Origin of the sequence: Rhizobium cauense, assembly GCF_019511525.1 — a bacterium.
GTDB classification, from domain to species: Bacteria; Pseudomonadota; Alphaproteobacteria; order Rhizobiales; family Rhizobiaceae; genus Rhizobium; species Rhizobium cauense.
The window spans coordinates 181,052-199,878 of the sequence record NZ_JAEUAT010000005.1 but is presented as its reverse complement, the minus strand read 5'-3'; the positions used below and the strand labels follow the sequence as shown (position 1 = coordinate 199,878).

The 18,827-nt window shown below is 58.7% G+C and carries 17 protein-coding genes and 1 riboswitch; of the genes, 6 read left to right on the top strand and 11 right to left on the bottom strand.

Annotation, left to right across the window (positions count from 1 at the left end; all coding sequences use genetic code 11):
• The 4 genes from JNB88_RS11595 to epmA form a co-directional block, all read right to left on the bottom strand.
• Complete coding sequence (locus JNB88_RS11595) at nucleotides 1-1,182, bottom strand: acyl-CoA dehydrogenase family protein (RefSeq protein WP_220355590.1); 1,182 nt, start codon at nucleotides 1,180-1,182, stop codon at nucleotides 1-3.
• On the bottom strand, nucleotides 1,183-1,434 hold the full coding sequence (locus JNB88_RS11590; RefSeq protein WP_037131870.1) for an acyl carrier protein: 252 nt from the start codon (nucleotides 1,432-1,434) through the stop codon (nucleotides 1,183-1,185).
• A gap of 258 nt (nucleotides 1,435-1,692) precedes the next feature.
• Entirely contained in the window at nucleotides 1,693-2,745 is a 1,053-nt protein-coding gene (locus tag JNB88_RS11585; RefSeq protein ID WP_220355589.1) for a lysine-2,3-aminomutase-like protein, read from the bottom strand.
• A complete protein-coding gene (epmA, locus tag JNB88_RS11580; RefSeq protein WP_220355588.1) occupies nucleotides 2,742-3,809 on the bottom strand; it encodes an EF-P lysine aminoacylase EpmA in 1,068 nt (355 codons plus the stop codon). Before epmA ends, JNB88_RS11585 begins: the two co-directional genes overlap by 4 nt.
• Before the next feature lie 148 nt (nucleotides 3,810-3,957).
• On the opposite strand from epmA, the gene efp reads away from it, so the two are divergent.
• Nucleotides 3,958-4,527, top strand: a complete 570-nt coding sequence (gene efp / locus JNB88_RS11575) for an elongation factor P (protein ID WP_220355587.1) — start codon at nucleotides 3,958-3,960, stop codon at nucleotides 4,525-4,527.
• A gap of 158 nt (nucleotides 4,528-4,685) precedes the next feature.
• Here the strand turns inward: efp and JNB88_RS11570 are convergent, their stop codons facing one another.
• Together JNB88_RS11570 and JNB88_RS11565 are read right to left on the bottom strand one after the other, a co-directional pair.
• Nucleotides 4,686-4,946, bottom strand: a complete 261-nt coding sequence (locus JNB88_RS11570) for a YMGG-like glycine zipper-containing protein (protein WP_037131863.1) — start codon at nucleotides 4,944-4,946, stop codon at nucleotides 4,686-4,688.
• A gap of 27 nt (nucleotides 4,947-4,973) precedes the next feature.
• A complete protein-coding gene (locus tag JNB88_RS11565) occupies nucleotides 4,974-5,129 on the bottom strand; it encodes a DUF3309 family protein (protein ID WP_081930825.1) in 156 nt (51 codons plus the stop codon).
• Between the two features lie 518 nt (nucleotides 5,130-5,647).
• Between JNB88_RS11565 and JNB88_RS11560 the strand changes: the two genes are divergently transcribed.
• The 5 genes from JNB88_RS11560 (at nucleotide 5,648) to JNB88_RS11540 (ending at nucleotide 11,859) form a co-directional block, all read left to right on the top strand.
• Complete coding sequence (locus JNB88_RS11560; RefSeq protein ID WP_220355586.1) at nucleotides 5,648-8,713, top strand: helicase-related protein; 3,066 nt, start codon at nucleotides 5,648-5,650, stop codon at nucleotides 8,711-8,713.
• A gap of 4 nt (nucleotides 8,714-8,717) precedes the next feature.
• The gene (locus JNB88_RS11555) at nucleotides 8,718-9,122 is read left to right on the top strand and encodes an RNA-binding S4 domain-containing protein (protein WP_220355585.1); all 405 of its coding nucleotides are present in this window, start codon (nucleotides 8,718-8,720) and stop codon (nucleotides 9,120-9,122) included.
• A 193-nt stretch (nucleotides 9,123-9,315) separates the two neighbouring features.
• The gene (gene fdxA / locus JNB88_RS11550) at nucleotides 9,316-9,654 is read left to right on the top strand and encodes a ferredoxin FdxA (RefSeq protein ID WP_037132391.1); all 339 of its coding nucleotides are present in this window, start codon (nucleotides 9,316-9,318) and stop codon (nucleotides 9,652-9,654) included.
• A 396-nt stretch (nucleotides 9,655-10,050) separates the two neighbouring features.
• Nucleotides 10,051-10,623, top strand: a complete 573-nt coding sequence (locus JNB88_RS11545; protein WP_007528356.1) for a CarD family transcriptional regulator — start codon at nucleotides 10,051-10,053, stop codon at nucleotides 10,621-10,623.
• Between the two features lie 372 nt (nucleotides 10,624-10,995).
• Nucleotides 10,996-11,859, top strand: coding sequence for an RNA polymerase factor sigma-32 (locus tag JNB88_RS11540; protein WP_037131856.1), 864 nt, complete (start codon nucleotides 10,996-10,998; stop codon nucleotides 11,857-11,859).
• A gap of 53 nt (nucleotides 11,860-11,912) precedes the next feature.
• Here JNB88_RS11540 and JNB88_RS11535 read toward each other — a convergent pair whose 3' ends face one another.
• The 5 genes from JNB88_RS11535 to JNB88_RS11515 form a co-directional block, all read right to left on the bottom strand.
• A complete protein-coding gene (locus JNB88_RS11535; protein ID WP_220355584.1) occupies nucleotides 11,913-13,457 on the bottom strand; it encodes a M48 family metalloprotease in 1,545 nt (514 codons plus the stop codon).
• Between the two features lie 248 nt (nucleotides 13,458-13,705).
• Entirely contained in the window at nucleotides 13,706-14,422 is a 717-nt protein-coding gene (locus JNB88_RS11530; RefSeq protein WP_220355583.1) for a thiamine ABC transporter ATP-binding protein, read from the bottom strand.
• Complete coding sequence (gene thiP, locus JNB88_RS11525) at nucleotides 14,415-16,046, bottom strand: thiamine/thiamine pyrophosphate ABC transporter permease ThiP (protein ID WP_220355582.1); 1,632 nt, start codon at nucleotides 16,044-16,046, stop codon at nucleotides 14,415-14,417. Before thiP ends, JNB88_RS11530 begins: the two co-directional genes overlap by 8 nt.
• Nucleotides 16,046-17,074 (bottom strand): thiamine ABC transporter substrate binding subunit, encoded by a 1,029-nt coding sequence (gene thiB, locus JNB88_RS11520; protein ID WP_220355581.1) that lies wholly within the window; start codon nucleotides 17,072-17,074, stop codon nucleotides 16,046-16,048. The genes thiP and thiB overlap by 1 nt, the downstream gene beginning before the upstream one ends.
• Before the next feature lie 44 nt (nucleotides 17,075-17,118).
• A riboswitch (TPP riboswitch) is annotated at nucleotides 17,119-17,230 on the bottom strand.
• A gap of 59 nt (nucleotides 17,231-17,289) precedes the next feature.
• Nucleotides 17,290-18,822 carry an MDR family MFS transporter gene (locus JNB88_RS11515; RefSeq protein ID WP_220355580.1) on the bottom strand — a complete coding sequence of 511 codons (1,533 nt, stop codon included), beginning with the start codon at nucleotides 18,820-18,822 and terminating at the stop codon, nucleotides 17,290-17,292.
• Nucleotides 18,823-18,827: the final 5 nt, after the last annotated feature.

The following is an 18,827-nucleotide window of genomic DNA, read 5'->3' as shown; positions in this document are numbered from 1 at the left end:
TCACCCCAGTAGGCTAGTGTCCTGCTTGTGGACAAGAAGCATGCTCGACGTGTTGCCGAGGATGCGGTCGTTCGAGATCATGAGCTGTGCGGAATGGGCGTCGCGCAGATGTCGTCCAACGCTGAACGGTGTGCCGTTCTTGTAACCCATGATCCCGCAAATCAGCATCACGTGATTGACGATTTCGAGAATCGTCTCCGACGAGGCGATCTTCACGTTGTTCATGGTGACCGCGAAGCCCATCGAGGAAAGCTTGTCCGCGTCGCTCTTGGCATCCTCGTAAGCCTTCAGGCCTGCGACAACATTCGAGCGAACCATCTGCAGCAGGTTGGAAACCTCGGCCAGCCTCAAGGCTCCGGGAGGAGGTGTTCCAGGCGACTTGCGTGCTGCGGCACGGACGAAGGACTGCGCGCGACTGACGGCATCGACCGCGATACCATACCATACGCCGCTCCAAAGAAGGTGCGACGACGCCAGCATCGATTGAGCCGCGATCTCGGCAAAGGGCTTCGGCAGGATTTGCTTAGCCGGCGCCTCACCCTTGAAGAGGAAACCGTCCGAGCACGTGCCACGCATCCCGAGCGTGTTCCACGCGTGCGTTTTCTCAAGCTCATACTGGTCCTTGAGGAAAACGGTCAGAACCTGGTCGGAAGAGGCAGCATTTGCATGCGCCCGCGAGGTAATCATGATCGCGTCGGCATAGGAGCCGTACGAAATGACCGTCGCGTCTTTCTCGAGGCAACAAACTTCACCGTCCACATCGATGGCACAAATGCTGTTTCTCAGGTTGCCACCGATGCCGCCTTCCGTCGTCGCAGACGCGATCAGCAATTGTTCGCCGGCCACCCTTTGCATGAAGGACCGGTGCCATTCGCTCTCGCCGCCGTGCTCGACAAGACTGCAAAGCTTGATGTGATGCATCGCAAAGACCATGCCGGCCGCCGAACAAGCCTGACCAAGCATCGAGCACAACTCGGCGATCTCGCCGATTGTCGCGCCTTCACCGCCGAAATGACGAGGGATCTGAATTCCGAGAAGGCGCTCGGCCTTCATTGCATCCACTGCTTCGTGTGGGAACCTCCCATCAAGATCCACGGAATCGGCGTGCTTCGCCGCGATCGCGGCCACTCGGGCGACCCTCGCACCAAGATCTGCTTCCGTGATTTTGACCGGAAAGTTCATTTAGGCGACCTTCCGGCTTTCGTTGATCTGATCAATTGTCTTCGCAATGGCCGAGATGCTGGCAAAGGATTTGCGATTCAAAAGATTGTCGGGAAATTCGATGTCGAACGCTTCTTCGATGCCGAGCATCAGCTGTACCGAGGCGAAGGAAGTCAGACCAACCGCATAAAGGTCGGCATCATCGGCAACCTGATCAAGAGGAATCGGGAGCTTCCCGAACTTGACCAGGAGATCGCGAATCGTCGTGTTCATTGTTATTTCTCCAGGTGATCATATCCCGAGTGGCGATTCCGCCGTGTGATTAGAATATCTCTAGTTTGGAAAAGCCAAGATTCCGCTAAATGACGTAGTTAAAACGCATTGAGACTTTCAGTTAAATTTCGATCGAGATAGCGTCTCGGCTTAACAAATTACAATAAAATCAATATCTTAAATCACAAAATGCAGGGATTCGAAGCTGCAAGGCTTGCGACATATTGTCCAAGAATAATACTTCTTTCGACGTTTAAGCTAAACAGTGGGCGGATATCGGTGCTCTTCACCGCGGTAATCCGAGACCGAATAGCAACCTTCCCCGATCTCCCGTATGGCCTGCTCACCGATGACGGCCTTGCCGTAACCACCTGGAATGTCGAGTATGTAAGCGGGTTGGCAAAGACCGGAAATTCGGCCTCGCAGGGCGGCAACAATTCTTTGCCCCTCTTCGATCGTCAACCGAAAATGGCTTGTCCCGGGCGCGAGATCCGGATGGTGCAGGTAGTACGGCTTCACGCGTGTTTCGACGAAGGCTTTCATCAGTTCGGCAAGGACACTCGGATCATCGTTTACGCCCTTGAGGAGCACCGACTGGCTAACCATGACGATCCCAGCGTCGACGAGGCGGGCACAGGCCGCGCGCGCCTCGTCCGTCAGTTCGCGCGGATGGTTGGCATGCAGTGCAACGTAGACCGTCTTCCCGCTTGCCTTCAGAGCTTCGATCAGCGCCGTATCGACCCCGGATGGATCGACGACGGGAACGCGCGTATGAAATCGCACGATCTTGACGTGATCGATCGACGCCAGTTCGCGGAGAATTTCCTCGAGCCGACGTGATGACAGCACCAACGGGTCGCCACCCGTCAGGATCACCTCCCAGATCTCCTCATGGTCGCGGATGTACTCGAATGCCGCCCTCATAGCCTTGGCGTCCAACGTCCCGAGACCCTTCGGGCCAACCATCTCGCGGCGAAAGCAGAAGCGACAGTAAACGGGACACACGTGCACCGCCTTCAACAGAACTCGATCCGGATAACGATGGACGATACCTTCAACGGGGCTGTGAGCCGCGTCACCGATCGGATCCACACGCTCCTCTGGCGTGAGGACGAGCTCTGCCGCGTCAGGAATAAATTGCCGAGCGATCGGGTCTGCAGCGTCTGTGCGATCGATGAGCTCCGCTACGGTCGGCGTCAGTGCAATGGCGTAGTGGGCAGCAACCTCCGCCAGCTTTTCCCGGTCCCGCTGGCCAAGCAATCCGGCACGGTCCAGGCCCTCGACTGTCTTTATGGCGCCGACGCTGTTCATCTGCGATACTCCGCCACTGGCGCCCACATCACCTGATCGATCCGCGACGCACCCGTCGCCAGCATCACGAGCCGGTCGAACCCAAGAGCGATGCCGCTTGCAGCGGGCATAATGGCGAGTGCCTCGAGGAAGTCCTCATCGAGAGGATAGCGTTCACCGTAGATGCGGGCTTTCTCGGACATCTCGATCTCGAAGCGGCGCCGCTGTTCGACGGGGTTGGTAAGCTCGCCGAAGCCGTTCGCAAGCTCGACGCCGCAGGCGTAGACCTCAAAGCGCTCTGCAACGCGGGGATCCCGCGCGGAGGGCCGCGCCAGCGCCGCTTCCGACACCGGATATTCGTCAAGAATGGTCACGCGTCCAAAACCCAGATGAGGTTCGACCTTCTCCACAAGGACACGGCTGAACAAATCGGCCCAGCCATCATCGTCGGCGACACGCATACCGGTTCGCTTTACCTGGTCAGCGAGATGCGCCCGATCCGTCGCGCCATCGGCGGAAACGGAGGCAAGGAGGTCAATACCGGCATAGCGCTCGAAAGCTGCGGCGACACTTATCCGATCAGGCCCAGCGAACGGATCGCATTCCTTGCCTCGATAGGCGAACCGCGTCGTCTTCATGGTTTCGGCAGCAAGCGCCAGGATACGAACACAGTCCATCATCAGGCTCTCGTAACTTTCACCGACACGGTACCATTCGAGCATCGTGAATTCCGGGTGATGCAGGGGGCCACGCTCGCGGTTGCGATAAACATGCGCAAAGCACGCGATACGCTGCTCGCCGGCTGAAAGCAGTTTCTTGCACGCAAATTCAGGCGAGGTATGCAGATAAAGGGGCGCGGCCGTCTGGCCGTCCGTCGTCAGAGCTTCGGTGGCAAACGCGTGAAGATGCGCCTCGTTGCCAGGCGACACCTGCAGCGTGGCGGTGTCGACCTCCAGAAAATCCTCACGAAGAAAGTATCCGCGCAACGCAGACTGGATCGCATTGCGCCCGATCAGGAACGGGCGCCGGTCCAAATGCACGCTCGGCGTCCACCACGGCGATACTTTGGTGATCGAGGAATTCATTGGCTTGTCCTGGCCGGCCTTCCAACGCTAGGGCTGGCTATTTGCCGGATTTTAGGTTAGTTGCGCCCCCAAAGAACAATCAATCGCGTCTCGGGGCTGTGTCGACAGTCCTCTACGACGCCAAAAGCCGAGTTACAAGGAAGTCTTAATGGTCAAGGTCATCGCCTCTTCCGTCCGCAAGGGCAACGTTCTGGACGTCGACGGCAAGCTCTACGTCGTTCTGACTGCCCAGAACTTTCATCCGGGCAAGGGCACGCCGGTTACCCAAGTCGACATGCGTCGTATCGTCGATGGCGTCAAGGTTTCCGAGCGCTGGCGCACGACCGAGCAGGTCGAGCGTGCCTTCGTTGAAGATGTGAACTTCCAATATCTCTATGAAGATGGCGAAGGCTTCCACTTCATGAACCCGGCGACTTACGACCAGGTTGTCGTCGACAACGAGACGATGGGCGATCAGAAGGCCTATCTCCAGGAAGGCATGACCTGCATCCTGTCGATCCACGAAGGCCTTCCGCTGGCTCTCGAGCTGCCGCGCCACGTGACCCTCGAAATCACTGAGACCGAACCGGTCGTTAAGGGCCAGACGGCATCCTCTTCCTACAAACCGGCAATGCTGTCGAACGGCGTTCGTACGATGGTGCCGCCACACATCAACGCCGGCACGCGCGTTGTGATCGCGACAGAAGACAATTCCTACGTCGAGCGCGCCAAGGACTGATCGGCCGCTGTGCTGAGAACCCAAAGGCCGCTTTCGGAAACGAAGCGGCCTTTTTCTTGTCATCCATCGAGCCAGTATCGCGACCTGTTAAAACAAAAGCGCCGGTCGAACCGGCGCTTTCAATTCCAGAACAACAAGGCTGTTGAAAGCCACCCACGTTAGCGCGGGCAACGTGCCTCGTAGCGGCGGCCGTACCTGTCTCTGTAGACGCAGTAGCCGCGGCGTTCGACCGACTGACCGATCAGCGCACCAGCGAGGCCACCGGCCACGGCGCCAACCGCAGCACCACCCCAGCTGTTGCTGACAGCACCGCCAATAATTGCGCCGGTGCCCGCGCCAATCGCGGTTCCCTGCTCGGTCGCAGTGCAAGAAGCCAATGCGCCGACGAGGGCGCCAACGAGAACAATCTTCTTCATCATGACATATCTCCCAGTTTTTTCCGTCGCTTAGATGCGACCCATCAGCAGAAGAATAAGAATAATTACGAGAACTAGCCCCAAACCGCCTGAAGGTCCATAGCCCCAGCCGCGGCTATAACCCCAATTCGGTAGAGCTCCGATCAAAAGCAGAATAAGGATAATAAGCAGTATCGTACCAAGCATGGTTCAAGTCCTCACGGTCATTACACTTGCAATGGACGAGAAACACGCATCACCGATTTTTGTTCCGCATGGATCAGATGCTCGGTTTTCGAGGCAAATTTCCTCAATTGAGTGTCGTTTCCGGCCGTTCCGCGGAAAGTTCTCCTTAAAGTGCAACGCCCCGCATAAACCGTGGACAGAGGCCACCTCGCAAAGGCAGTTGACAACAGTGCCCCAAACCGAACTACGCGCTTTGCGCGAATTCGATGATTCATCATCTTGTGGAAAAAAGCGATTCAAAATCAATACTTAGTCGTGAACAAAAGCTGAATCAGCCGGAGTCAGCGATTCGTCTCCGATTCGTTCTCAAGCTGTTCCGAATCGGAAAACGTGCAATCTACAAGCTATTCGCGCAACCAAAGCCGCACGGCAAAATTCAAATCAGCCCTTGCGTTTGAAGCGTCGGCTGTCCATGTGTTGTCTGCTTCAGAGAGGAGCTGACTTGACCTGAGGCGCCCCCACGCCTCACTTGCGGGACCATGACACTGACATCGCAGCCGATGATACTGAGCGGGCGCGGAGTAACCGCGGTGCTCGGACCGACCAATACCGGCAAGACGCATTATGCCATTGAGCGCATGGTGGCACACGGCACCGGCGTGATCGGACTGCCGTTGCGGCTGCTGGCGCGCGAGGTCTATACGCGCGTCGCGGAAAAGGTCGGCATCCAGAATGTTGCGCTGGTGACGGGCGAAGAGAAGATATCGCCTCCGAATGCGCGCTTCTCTGTCTGCACGGTCGAGGCAATGCCACGCGAAACCAAAGCCGCCTTCGTGGCAATCGACGAAGTGCAACTCGCCGGCGATCTGGAACGGGGCCACATCTTTACCGACCGCATTCTGCATCTGCGCGGCCGCGACGAAACGCTATTGCTCGGTGCCGGCACGATGCGCCCGATTTTGCAGCAGCTGCTTCCGGGAATTACCGTCGTCGAACGACCGCGACTCTCCCAACTGTTCTACGCCGGACAAAAGAAGATCACACGCCTGCCGCAACGTTCGGCGATCGTCGCCTTCTCTGCGGACGAAGTCTATGCGATTGCCGAACTGATCCGCAGGCAGCGAGGCGGCGCAGCCGTCGTTCTCGGAGCCCTCAGTCCACGCACCCGCAACGCGCAGGTCGCGCTCTATCAGGCAGGAGACGTGGAGTACCTGGTCGCGACCGATGCGATCGGCATGGGTCTCAATCTCGACGTCGATCACGTCGCCTTCGCGCAGGATCGCAAGTTCGACGGCTATCAGTTTCGCAATCTCAATCCTGCCGAACTCGGCCAGATTGCGGGTCGCGCCGGCCGACACGTCCGCGACGGGACGTTTGGCGTCACGGGCCAGGTCGATCCCTTCGACGAGGAATTGGTCGAACGCATCGAAAGCCACGAGTTTGATAATGTAAAAGTGCTGCAGTGGCGGACAAAGAACCTTGATTTCGCTTCCATTCACGCACTGCGCGCGAGCCTTGAGATCGGTCCCACCGTCTCCGGCTTGACACGCGCTCTGCCTGCTGTCGACCAGCAAGCTTTGGAACACTTGTCGCGCTACCCCGAAATCATCGACTTGGCAACGAGCCCGGCACGCGTCGAGAAGTTGTGGGAAGCCTGCGCGCTTCCGGACTACCGGCGCATTGCACCGGCCCAACACGCCGATCTCATCTCCACCCTCTTTTCCGATCTCGTCCGCTATGGCACGGTAAATGAGGACTTCCTTGCCGAGCAGGTACATCGCGCAGATCGAACTGACGGTGAGATTGACACGCTTTCGGCGCGAATCGCGCAGATAAGGACCTGGACCTATGTGTCGAATCGGCCCAATTGGCTTGCCGATCCGACACACTGGCAGGAAAAGACGCGGGAAATCGAGGATCGATTGTCCGATGCGTTACATGAAAGGTTGACGAAACGCTTTGTTGATCGCAGGACATCTGTGCTCATGAAGCGCCTGAGAGAGAATGCGATGCTGGAAGCTGAAATCAGTGTAAATGGCGATGTCTTTGTTGAAGGACATCATGTGGGGCAGTTGTCGGGATTCCGGTTCACGCCCATTTCGGGGGCCGAGGGACCGGACGCCAAGGCTGTTCAATCTGCTTCGCAGAAGGCGCTTGCCCTGGAGTTCGAGGCACGCGCAGCGCGTCTCCACGCTGCCGGCAATAGCGACCTTGCGATCAGTTCGGACGGTGCAATCCGCTGGCTGGGCGATCCGGTAGCGCGTCTGGCAGGCAGCGATCACGTCATGCGCCCGCGCGTGATTTTGCTTGCCGACGAGCAGTTGACGGGCAATGCGCGCGACCACGTGGCTGCTCGCATCGAGCGCTTCGTGAACCATCACATCAGCACGGTTTTGAAGCCGCTTGACGATCTGTCTCGTGCGGAGGACCTGCAGGGCCTGGCCAAGGGGCTTGCATTCCAGCTCGTCGAGAACCTCGGCGTACTGTTCCGTCGCGACGTGACCGAAGAGGTAAAGTCGCTTGATCAGGATGCGCGCGCCTCCATGCGCCGTTACGGCGTCCGCTTTGGCGCCTACCATATCTTCGTTCCGGCCCTCCTGAAGCCGGCACCGGCAGAGCTCATCACGCTCCTCTGGGCACTCAGGAACGACGGCCTGGATAAGCCAGGCTATGGCGACCTCATTCCGGTGCTTGCTGCCGGACGCACGTCGGTCGTCACCGATCCGAGCTTCGAGCGCACCTTCTACAAGCTTGCCGGTTTCCGCTTTCTCGGAAAGCGTGCCGTCAGAATCGATATTCTCGAGCGACTGGCCGATATCATCCGTCCGCTGCTGCAGTGGAAGCCGGGTCAGGCAAACCGTCCTGAGGGCGCTTATGATGGCCGCCGTTTCACGACGACGACCGCAATGCTGTCAATCCTCGGCGCAACGCTCGAGGATATGGAAGAGATCCTCAAGGGGCTCGGTTATCGCGCTGACGCGGTAAAGGCTGAAGAAGCTGCCGCTCATCTTGCCACGCAGGACGCTTCGGCTGCACCTGCCGCTGCTGCCGAGCCGTCCGCTGACGACGCTGCCGAAAAGGCCGATCACGACGATGTCGACCAGGCTGAAGAGGCAACTGCCGAAGCGCCGGCTGCCGAAGCTCCTGTTGTTGCGGAAACCGCTGTTGACGTTGCTCCGGCAACTGGGGAAGCTGGCGAGCCGGCCGAACCGAAGCCGGTTCTGCTGTGGCGCCTCGGCGGACGTAACGACAACCAGCGTCAGGCCCGCAATCACGGCGAACGCCGTGGTGGCAACGAGCGCCCGCAGGGCAACCGCCGTCATGGCGGTGGTGAAGGCGGTGACAATCGTGAAGGCCGCGAAAACCGCGATGGCAACCGCCAGCAGCGTGGTCGTGACGGCGGCAAGCCAAATCAGGGACGCGGTGACCGCAACGAACAGCGGGGCGACCGTCAGGACCGTGGCGACCGCAAGGATCGCAACAACAACCGTGGCGGCTCACAGCCGTTGCGCTTCGAGGCCAAGCCACCGCGCAAGGAAAAGCCGATCGATCCGGATTCTCCTTTCGCAAAGCTTGCTGCCTTGAAGGAGCAGATGAAGAAGTAAGCGCATGGGCGGGGAGACACAGCCAGGAAGCGGTTCGCGACAGCGCATCGACAAGTGGCTGTTCTTCACGCGCATGGTAAAATCGCGCTCGCTGGCCCAAAGCCACATTCAATCGGGACATGTCAGGATCAACGGCGAGCGCGCCGTTCAGCCGAGTCAAACGGTGAAGGCCGGCGACAAGGTGGAACTGACTCTCGAACGGCGCGATGTTGTCCTGATTGTCAAATCAGGCGGTGAGCGACGGGGTCCCTATGAGGAAGCTCGATTGCTCTATGACGACCTGACGCCACCACCGGACGAGACGAAGCGCCTCACACCGTACGAGCAGGCGATGCGCGCGACGGGAGCGGGGCGCCCCACAAAAAAGGAGCGCCGTGCAATTGACAGGCTGATGTCGGACGAGGATTAGAAAACTCTGTCCGAACTTCCGGGTTTTGCGATTTCTTTATTCTTGAAATCCGCTGGCAAAGCCGATACGTCACAATCAACTTGCCGGATAGCGTGACTGCCTCCCAAGCAACTCACTGCTTCCTTTCCGGTTGGGGAAAGGCGCGACGTTCCAGGTTGCCCGGCCCCATTGTATGGAAGTCCTGGAGTTCTTCATGACCTATGTCGTGACCGACAATTGCATTCGCTGCAAATATACCGACTGCGTGGAAGTCTGCCCTGTCGACTGCTTCTATGAAGGCGAAAACTTCCTCGTCATTCACCCGGACGAATGCATCGACTGTGGCGTTTGCGAGCCGGAATGTCCCGCCGAGGCGATCAAGCCGGACACGGAGCCGGGCCTCGACAAGTGGCTCAAGATCAATGCCGAGTATGCCAGCATCTGGCCAAACATAACGGTCAAGAAGGATGCGATGCCCGAGGCCAAGGAAATGGACGGCGAAAGCGGCAAGTTCGAGAAGTACTTCTCGGAAAAGCCCGGATCTGGCGACTGATCCTAGCCTGCTCGGAAAGTCTCGGTCTGAACCCGAGTTCAATAAAAAACGCCTGAATCTTGCTCGCGGTATATGGGTGGCATGTGTTGCGCGCATGACTCAGGCGCAGTAAATTATTGATTTCCTCATATTTTTGTGATAGCTTTCCCACACTGATCCATTTGCGGCATGAAGCATGCCCAAACCACCACGAAAGCAAAACAAATCCACACACGCGGTTTCCGTGACAAATCAACGCCTTGAGCCGTAGGGTTCCAAGCTTGTGCGCATGGATATGTTTGTTTTGGTCCGGTGGGACCAGAAGTAAGTCACCCGACGGATCCGACCGTCTCATCCGGGCCTGACTGACCCGGCTCCGGCTGCAGCCGGAAGCGTAACAGGGAGTTTTTGAATAGAATGACGACCCAGCAGAAAAAACCTTCTTCCGCACGTCACGGCTTCAAGACCGGTGAATCGATCGTGTACCCCGCACATGGCGTCGGTACCATCAGCGCCATCGAAGAGCAAGAAGTAGCAGGCATGAAGCTTGAACTTTTCGTTATTGATTTCGAGAAGGACAAGATGCGTCTGAAAGTGCCGGTGGCAAAGGCCATGAGCATCGGCATGCGCAAGCTCTCCGAAACCGATTTTGTTGAACGCGCACTGAAGGTTGTGCAGGGCAAGGCACGCGTCAAGCGTACCATGTGGTCCCGTCGCGCCCAGGAATATGATGCCAAGATCAATTCCGGCGACCTTATCTCCATCGCTGAAGTTGTCCGCGATCTCTATCGCGCCGAAAACCAGCCGGAACAGTCGTATTCCGAACGCCAGCTTTATGAAGCCGCTCTTGATCGCATGGCTCGCGAAATCGCTGCCGTGAACAAGATGTCGGAAACGGAAGCCGTTCGCCTCGTCGAAACCAACCTCAACAAGGGTCCGAAGCGCGGCAAGGCAATCGAAGAAGACGAATCTCAGGACGAGGCTGCATAAGCTACTTGTTTTTCCTGCAAAAAACCCGGCCATCGTGCCGGGTTTTTTATTGGAACTTTTTCCATCCTGGCGCGTTTAGGTGATGTAGCTGCGGACAGCGTCGGGAACTGCCATCACCCTCGAACGTTCGCATTCCTGTAAACGTTCGATAGGAGCGGATCATGACTTCCACGTTTTGCCTGTTTGGCAACCTGAAGAAACTGGTCCTACCCGGCCGCATTACCGGCGCATAACGATAAGCTAGGGCTCCACCTGGAAACGTCCAGAGTTCGGGCCTTCATACCTTCAAGACATGAATTTGATCCGGGCCGCAATGTCCGGAAGCAAGCATTCTTTGCTCTTTTGGCTGACGCCTGAATTCAGGAGACCAATATGAAGAACATGTCTGCAGACCGGCGCATGATTAAAATCGCCATGGCGGCTCCCTACCTTGCTCGCGAAGAGGAACACGATCTAGCAATTCGCTGGAAGAACAATGATGACCGTGGTGCTCGCAACCAGATTGCCATGGCACACATGCGGCTCGTTATCTCGATGGCGGGAAAGTTCCGCAACTTTGGCCTGCCAATGAGTGACCTCGTGCAGGAAGGCTATGTCGGCCTGCTAGAGGCTGCTGCGCGCTTTGAACCAGAGCGAGATGTTCGCTTCTCGACCTACGCGAGCTGGTGGATCCGCGCCTCTATCCAGGACTACATCCTTCGCAACTGGTCAATCGTTCGCGGTGGGACGAGTTCCGCGCAGAAGGCCCTGTTTTTCAATCTCCGCCGTCTGCGAGCCAAACTCGCCAAGGGAGACACCCAGCTCACGCTGCAGTCCATCCATCAGGAAATAGCAGCCGCCCTCGGCGTCAGCCTATCGGATGTGCAGACGATGGACGCGCGGCTTTCCAGCAACGACGCCTCCCTCCAGGCGCCCTCAGTCTCGGGCGACGCCGACAGTGCCGAGAAGATGGATTTCCTCGTCAGTGACGAACCTCTTCCGGATGAGCAGGTGTCGAACATGATCGACGGTGAGCGCCGACGCCATTGGCTTGCGTCTGCGCTGAAGCATCTGAACGAGAGAGAAATGAAGATCATCAGCGCCCGCAGACTGGCGGAAGACGGCGCGACGCTTGAGGAACTCGGTGCCGATCTCGGCATTTCCAAGGAGCGCGTTCGGCAGATTGAAAGCCGGGCAATGGAAAAACTCCGCAGCGCGCTCGTCAGCGCTGACCCCTACATGGCCGCATCGGCCTGAAAGAGCTTACTCCCCCAGTGATGCAACTGGCCCGGCGAAAACCGGGCCTTCTTTTATTCTGCGATAATCTTGACGCGGTCACCTGGCGCCACGGATGCGCCAGTCGGCAGGGCATTGATAAGCTTGAACAGATCGAGTTTTCGGTCCGTCCCCATCATCCTTGCAGCAAGCGTCGTGATGTTTTCACCTGCACGCACTTTGACGACTCTGACGCGCAGGGGCTTCAGTGATGCCGTCTCCTCTGGCGTCATCCGGCGGAAGCTCGCCCGCAGGACATCCGCTGTCGGCTGCAGCGTCGGGCTTCCCTTCGGCACGGCTGTCAGGAACCGAAAGATCTGAGCGTTGTTGCGGATGACGGTGACGTCAAAATCCCAGCGATCCGCGCTTGCTCGCGCTGTTGCAGCTTCCATTCCATTGACTGTGATCTGCTGGATCGTGGAGGGATCAAGGCCTGTGACCCAGCCGCTGGAAATATAGTTGGTCAGGCTCTGGTTCTGGGTATCGGCAACGCCATCGAAGCGGATCGCGACATCGCCTGGCCCGGTCGCCATGACGGCTTCGACCTTGTTGTCGATCTTGAAATCAGGCGGTACGTCGAAGCGGATACCAAGCCCGCCATGCAGGAAGGTCTGGCCACGAACATACCCTTCCTCCGGGCTGTCGCCATAGAGCAGCCCGTCGATGCCGTCGAGATAATAGTCCCTGCCTTTGTCGCCAACCTTCCCTTCCTGGCCAAAGGCGCGAGCATGATCGCGCGCAAGCTCGATACGCTGCGCCGAGTTCGGGTGGCTGGATAGGAAGTCAAGGCTCTGATCCGCCTCAGGATCGACCGACATGAAGCGGCTGTAGCCGGCCATGGAATCCAGGAACCGCGCTGCCGCATAGGGATCGTAGCCTGCTTCCCCGAGCATCCGGACGCCGATAACGTCGGCCTGCAGCTCCTGCTGCCGTGAAAACGCCGCCAATCGGAGCTTGCCACGCGCCAGAGCCTGCTTTCCTGCAATATCGCTCGACAGCACTTCCGCAACCACGCGGCTGGCGATGACTTCCGCTTCCTCGCGTTTCTGTCGCTCAATGCCATGGTTTGCGGTGACGTGGCCCATCTCGTGCGAGAGAACCGCTGCGACCTCGGATGCGTCATTGGCAAGCGCCAGTAGACCGCGCGTCACATAGAGATAACCGCCGGGCAATGCAAAAGCATTGATGGCGGGGGAGTTCAGGATGGTGATGCGATAGGACTGGCTCGGATTCTCAGAGACCGCCGTTAGCGCACCCGCGATACGAGCAACCAGCCGCTCCGTCTTTGCATCCTTGTATTCGCCACCATAGCTTGCAACGATACGCGGATGCTCGCGGGCGCCCATGGCTGCGCGCGGATCGTTCTTCTGCACTTCATCAACAATCTGCGGATTGGACGACGGTCCGACGCTCGGCTGATAGGATTGCTCAAGCATGGACTGACAGCCGTAGAGCACCAGGCTCGCAACACAGACAACCGAGGCCCGCCGGATCAAACGGCACGCTGAAGAGAGCACATCACTGGAAGGCGCGGGCAATTTCCACGTCGTCATGCTGTCCAGTCTGGCTCTCCAAGTCATCTTGCTTGTCGACCGGCCCGCTTCCGCGACCCGCTCGGTCTCATTTTGATCCAACAGGCGTCCGTCCCCGCTCTTGCATTGCACAATCGGGGACACAAGTCTTTGCTGTAACTGATTTCCGCATCGGTTGCATAGCGAGACTCTAAGTAAATGTGGCGCCGTTGTATTTTAGCAAGCCTAACGTGACCTTGCAGTTTTCTCGGTCGCCTCAAAATATGGCAAAAGTGCCGTTGTAACGGCCAGATTCGTCAGCTGCGGAGAAATTGCGTCAATCCGGGATGCCGCTCGCCAGCCAGAAACTCCCCGATCGGGGCCGCCACGGCAACCGCGCCGTCTTCGATAAACAGTCCGAAATCGGCGATGCGTTCTACTTCATCTGGATCGTGCGAAACGACGACGACGGTGTTGCCGGTTTCACGGTGCATTTCCAGAAGCAGCGCGGCCATTTCATTGCGCAAGCCGGGATCGAGCGCAGCAAAAGGCTCGTCGAGCAAAAGCACCGGACGGTTGCGAACAAGCGCGCGCGCAAAGGCGGCCCGCTGCCGCTCCCCGCCGGAGAGCGTCCCTGGCATCCGTCGTTCAAAACCGGCCAAGCCTACCTTTTCAAGTGCGGATAAGATGGATTGGCGATCGGCGGCCTTGAGTTTCATCGCCGGATCAATGCCAAGACCAACATTGGTGAAGATGTCGAGATGCGCGAACAGATTGTTGTCCTGGAAGACGAGGGAGACAGCACGCCGCGCCGGATACTCATGGGTCACATCCGTTCCCGCGAGCACAATCTTCCCTCGCGTCGCGGTATCGAAGCCGGCGAGCAGGTTCAGAAAAGTCGACTTGCCGGCCCCTGACGCGCCTGTGACGGCAATCACGGCGCCGGCAGGAAGGCCGCAGTCAAAATGGAAGTCCTGCGTTCCGAGCCGCAGGGCGACATCCCGCATCTCGATCGAGAAGCGCCGGTCATCCATGATAGGTTGCCTCCCGGCGCGCCGAACCCATGGTGCCAGCGATCGTCAGCAAGAGGCAGACGAGACCGAGGATCAACGCCAGCCCATCAGCATCGTTGGTACGATAGCTGCCCATGCGGCTGTAGACGAGCCAGGGCAATGTGACGAAACGGTCCGAGCCGAATAGTGCGACGGCGCCCAAATCCCCAAGCGACAATGCCATTGCGAAGGAAAATGCCGTGAGTAACGGCCTGAGCAGCGCAGGCAAATCGACCAGGCGAAGTCGCGCCCAACCCGATATACCCAGGCTCGCCGCGAGTTTCTGCGTCCTGCGCTTGTGGATGCCAAAGGCAGGTTCGAGGATACGCATCACGAAGGGTAGCGCCATCAAGGCGTTGATAGCGATGATGAGGATCAGAGCGATCACGCCGGCATCACCGAAATCTCTCAGCGCCAGAAACCATCCCGTTGCAAGGACGATCGGGGGCACGAGAAGCACCAGTGAAGAGGCGCCACCCATGGCGGCGGTGAAGACTCTTATGCTCGGCGCCCGAGAGCTTTGGAGCAGCGCGTGGCGGGCGCGTACGAGCGTCATGGACATCAGCAAGGCAAGAACGGCCGCAGCGATCGAGATCCCAAGGCTTGTTGCGGTTGACTGCCAGAAGATGGGTTCCCTCACGAGCTTCATCAGATCGGAGCGAAGTCCTGCCGCGACGATCGACAGCAAAGGCAGTCCCAAAAAAAGCGTGGCGAATACCAGGACGCCGCCGTCGGAAAGCCGCGCACCGATCGGCCGGCCATCCGGACGCCTGATGGCCTTACCAGCGGTTACGCCCTCATCCCCTGCGGCGGGAAGGAGCGCCAGGCACGCGAGGATCACGGCGGTCAGAACGATCTGCAGCAGGGAGAGGGCAACCGCCCGACCAGGATCGAAGTCAAAGCGGAGCGCTTGATAGATGGCAACCTCGATCGTCGTCGCCGCTGGTCCACCGCCCAAGGTCAGCACGAGGGTAAAACTCGTGGCGCACAGCATGAAGATGAGACCCGCAACCCCTGGGATGGCCGACCGCAGAACTGGCCATTCGATGAAACGGAAAACAGAACGGGATCGCATGCCGAGACCGTTCGCCATCAGCCAATACTCCGCCGGCACCCGCTCCAGGGCCGCCAGCATGAGCCTGCATGCCAGCGGCATGTTGAAGAACGTATGCGCCAGCAGGATGCCGAAAAGTCCATAGACGCTGATCGGCTGCCCGATGCCAAGGTTGAGCAGCAATGAATTCAAGATGCCCTGCCGTCCCCAGATCCCAATAAGCCCGAGAGCCCCGATCAGAACTGGCAGCCCCATCGGAACAGCCATGAGGCGGATGATCCAGACGCGACCAGGAAAATGCTGCTGCCTCGCGAGTGCCCGGGCGAGAGGAATGGCAAGAACGACCGACAGCAGCGTCGAAAGCACGGCCTGCAACAAAGTGAATCGCAAAACGCGCAGAATGTACGGCTCGACCACCGTCGCTAGAATAGACGAGACACCGCTAGAAAGAAGCAGGGCAAAGATCGCAAGACCCACGAAAATGGCAATGCCGGCAAGGCTCAACGCCCCGCCCAGCATCGCTTTTCGGATCTCCGCCTTGGTCGAAAGCATCAATTCATGCTCATGGCAGCCAGCCACTCGTCGATCCAGGTCTTCCTGTTCCTGGCCACGTCTTCCGAGCTCATCAGAAACGTCTTTGACGGTTTCACAAGCTTGTCGAATGCGTCTGGCAATGGTTGCGACGTCGCCGAAACCGGCATCATCCAGTTATTGGTCGGAATGGCATCCTGGAAGGCCGGCGTAATCATGAACTTCAGGAAATCGCGCGCAAGTTCCTTGTCGGGCGCGTTCTTCAGCAATCCCGCCACTTCGATCTGGATGTAGTGACCCTCTGAAAATGCCGCCGCCTGGTAGCGGTCGGTATTTTCGGCAACCATGTGGTAGGCGGGGGAGGTGGTATAGGAGAGCACCATCGGCGCCTCGCCCTTGGTGAACAGCCCATAGGCCTCAGACCAACCGGGCGTTACGGTCAACACCCGCTTCTTGAGTTTTGCCCACGCCTCGGGTGTCTGGTCGCCGTAGACGGACTTGACCCACAGCAGAAGACCAAGGCCAGGTGTTGAAGTGCGCGGATCCTCTATGACGATCTTTTGCGAGGGATTGCCGTCGACCAGATCCTTCATGCTCTTCGGCGGGTTCTTGATTGCCTGACTATCGTAGATGACGGCGAAGTGGCCATAGTCGTATGGCACGAACACATCGTCCTGGTAGCCCCCCGGTACTTTGAGCGCGCCGACGTCGACACCACTCACATCGAACAAGCCGGTTGCTTTCGCCTCGGTGGTCAGGTTCGTATCCAGGCCAAGCACGACATCTGCCTTGGTGCCAGCGCCTTCGAGCTTAAGACGGGATAGCAGCGCGACGCCATCGGCTACACTGACGAAATTGACGCTGCAGCCGCAGGTCTTCTCGAATGCTTCCTTGACCTTCGGTCCTGGGCCCCATTCGGAGGTGAAGCTCTCGTAGGTATAGACGGTGAGCGTCTTTTCCGCCGCCTGCGCGCTTGCGCATGCAATTCCGAAAGACACGACACACGTCGCTGCAAGCAGCGAACGGCTTGCGAGTTTGAATATGAACATGGCACCTCTCCTCTGGTTTGCTTGAAGGGGAAAAGGGCGGTGCCAGATGTCACGCGTCTAATCCCTCCGCCGGTGTTAGCCGGATCAGGTTCCGCGGGTTGGCTTTCAGCCTCTCAGCCGCGCGCCTGATGGCACGGGGCACCCCGTTAGAGCGCTTGAAGATGTATCGCTACGTTTGGCGTCTTGCAAGTGGCCGTCTCAGTCTGCCGTGGCACTTACTCCGCGGCTTCGGCACTGGCTGTGGGCCGTGCTTCAACTGCACGGGGCAACTGCGTCGATTTCAGCAGCAACGCCGCACAAAGCCCGATGAGAGCGATCGCGCATGATGCCGCGAAAAGCGGGGTAAAGGCACTGGCATAGGCTTCGGCAACGGCTTGACGCGTCTGCTCCGGCAAGGCTGCCAGCATCTTTGGAGTCAATTGCTCGATATCCGTGACGCCAGGGATGGAAAGTCCAGTCTTGCTGAGCTGCGTCCCGACGATCGCCCCATAGATGGAGATGGCGATCGATGCGCCGCCCATACGCGAGAGCGTTACCGATCCGGTCGCCGCGCCGACATCGCGCGCAGGGGCCGCATTCTGAACGCCGATGATGGGCACCTGCTGTGCGAGGCCGACACCGAAGCCATGCAGCGCCATAACCGCTCCAATCAGTATTGTTGGCGTTCCTGCGTGAACTTGTGTCAGCAGGGCGAATGCAACGACGCCGCACGCCAGGCTCGCTACCGCAAACGGCTTGTACCGGCCGGTGATGGAGATGATGCGGCCAGCGGAAAGCGATCCGCAGACGATGCCGCCGGTCAAGAGGATGAAGAACGCACCAGCCGCTGACGGGGAAAGACCGGTCGTCGTCTGCAGGAACAACGCGAAATAATTGACCATGCCGATGCCAATCGCCCCGCTCATGATCGACATCACGAGCAACAGGCTGAAAGTGGAATTGCGAAACAGCGACAAGGGAACGATCGGTTCCGCGGCGCGCCGCTCGACGAAAATCCATGCGATGGCCGCAGCGACGCCGAGAGCCACGATGGCGAGGTTCTGCGGAGCCACCAACGAACCAAAGAGCTGCGCTCCGTCGGCGGCCAGCACGATGCTTGCCGTTGTCACGGCGAGCAGCAACGCGCCGGCATAGTCGATCTTCGGACGGCGGTTCGGCTTGCGGTACGGCAGCATCAAAGCCAGGCCGACGAGAACGACGAAACCGATCGGAACATTGACGAGGAAGATCGAGCGCCAGCCGAAGAGATCGCTCATCGCGCCGCCGAGCACAGGCCCGATGGCACCGGATGCCATCAGCACAAGGCTGGAATAGCTCTGGTAGCGCGCGCGTTCGCGCGGCTCGAACAGGTCGGCATTGACAGCGAAGATGGACACCATGATGCCGCCGCCGCCAAGCCCCTGCAGCACGCGGGCCGCTATCAGCGTGTTCATGGATACGGCGAGCCCGCAGACGGCGGAGCCGACCGTGAAGATCATGATCGCCGCCATCATCACATACTTGCGGCCGAAGAGATCACCGAGCTTGCCATAAAGCGGCATCACGGCGCTTACAGCAAGGAGATAGGCAGAGCCGATCCAGCCGAAGCGCTCGAGATGGCCGAACTCCCCAACGATCGTCGGCAGAGCGGTTGCGACGATCTGGTTGTCGAGCGTTGCCATGAACATGGCTGACATCAGGAAAAGGAAGAGGATGAACCGCCGACGATGATCCGTGACAAGCGGCGGCATGGCAATCTGAGTATCCATGAAAT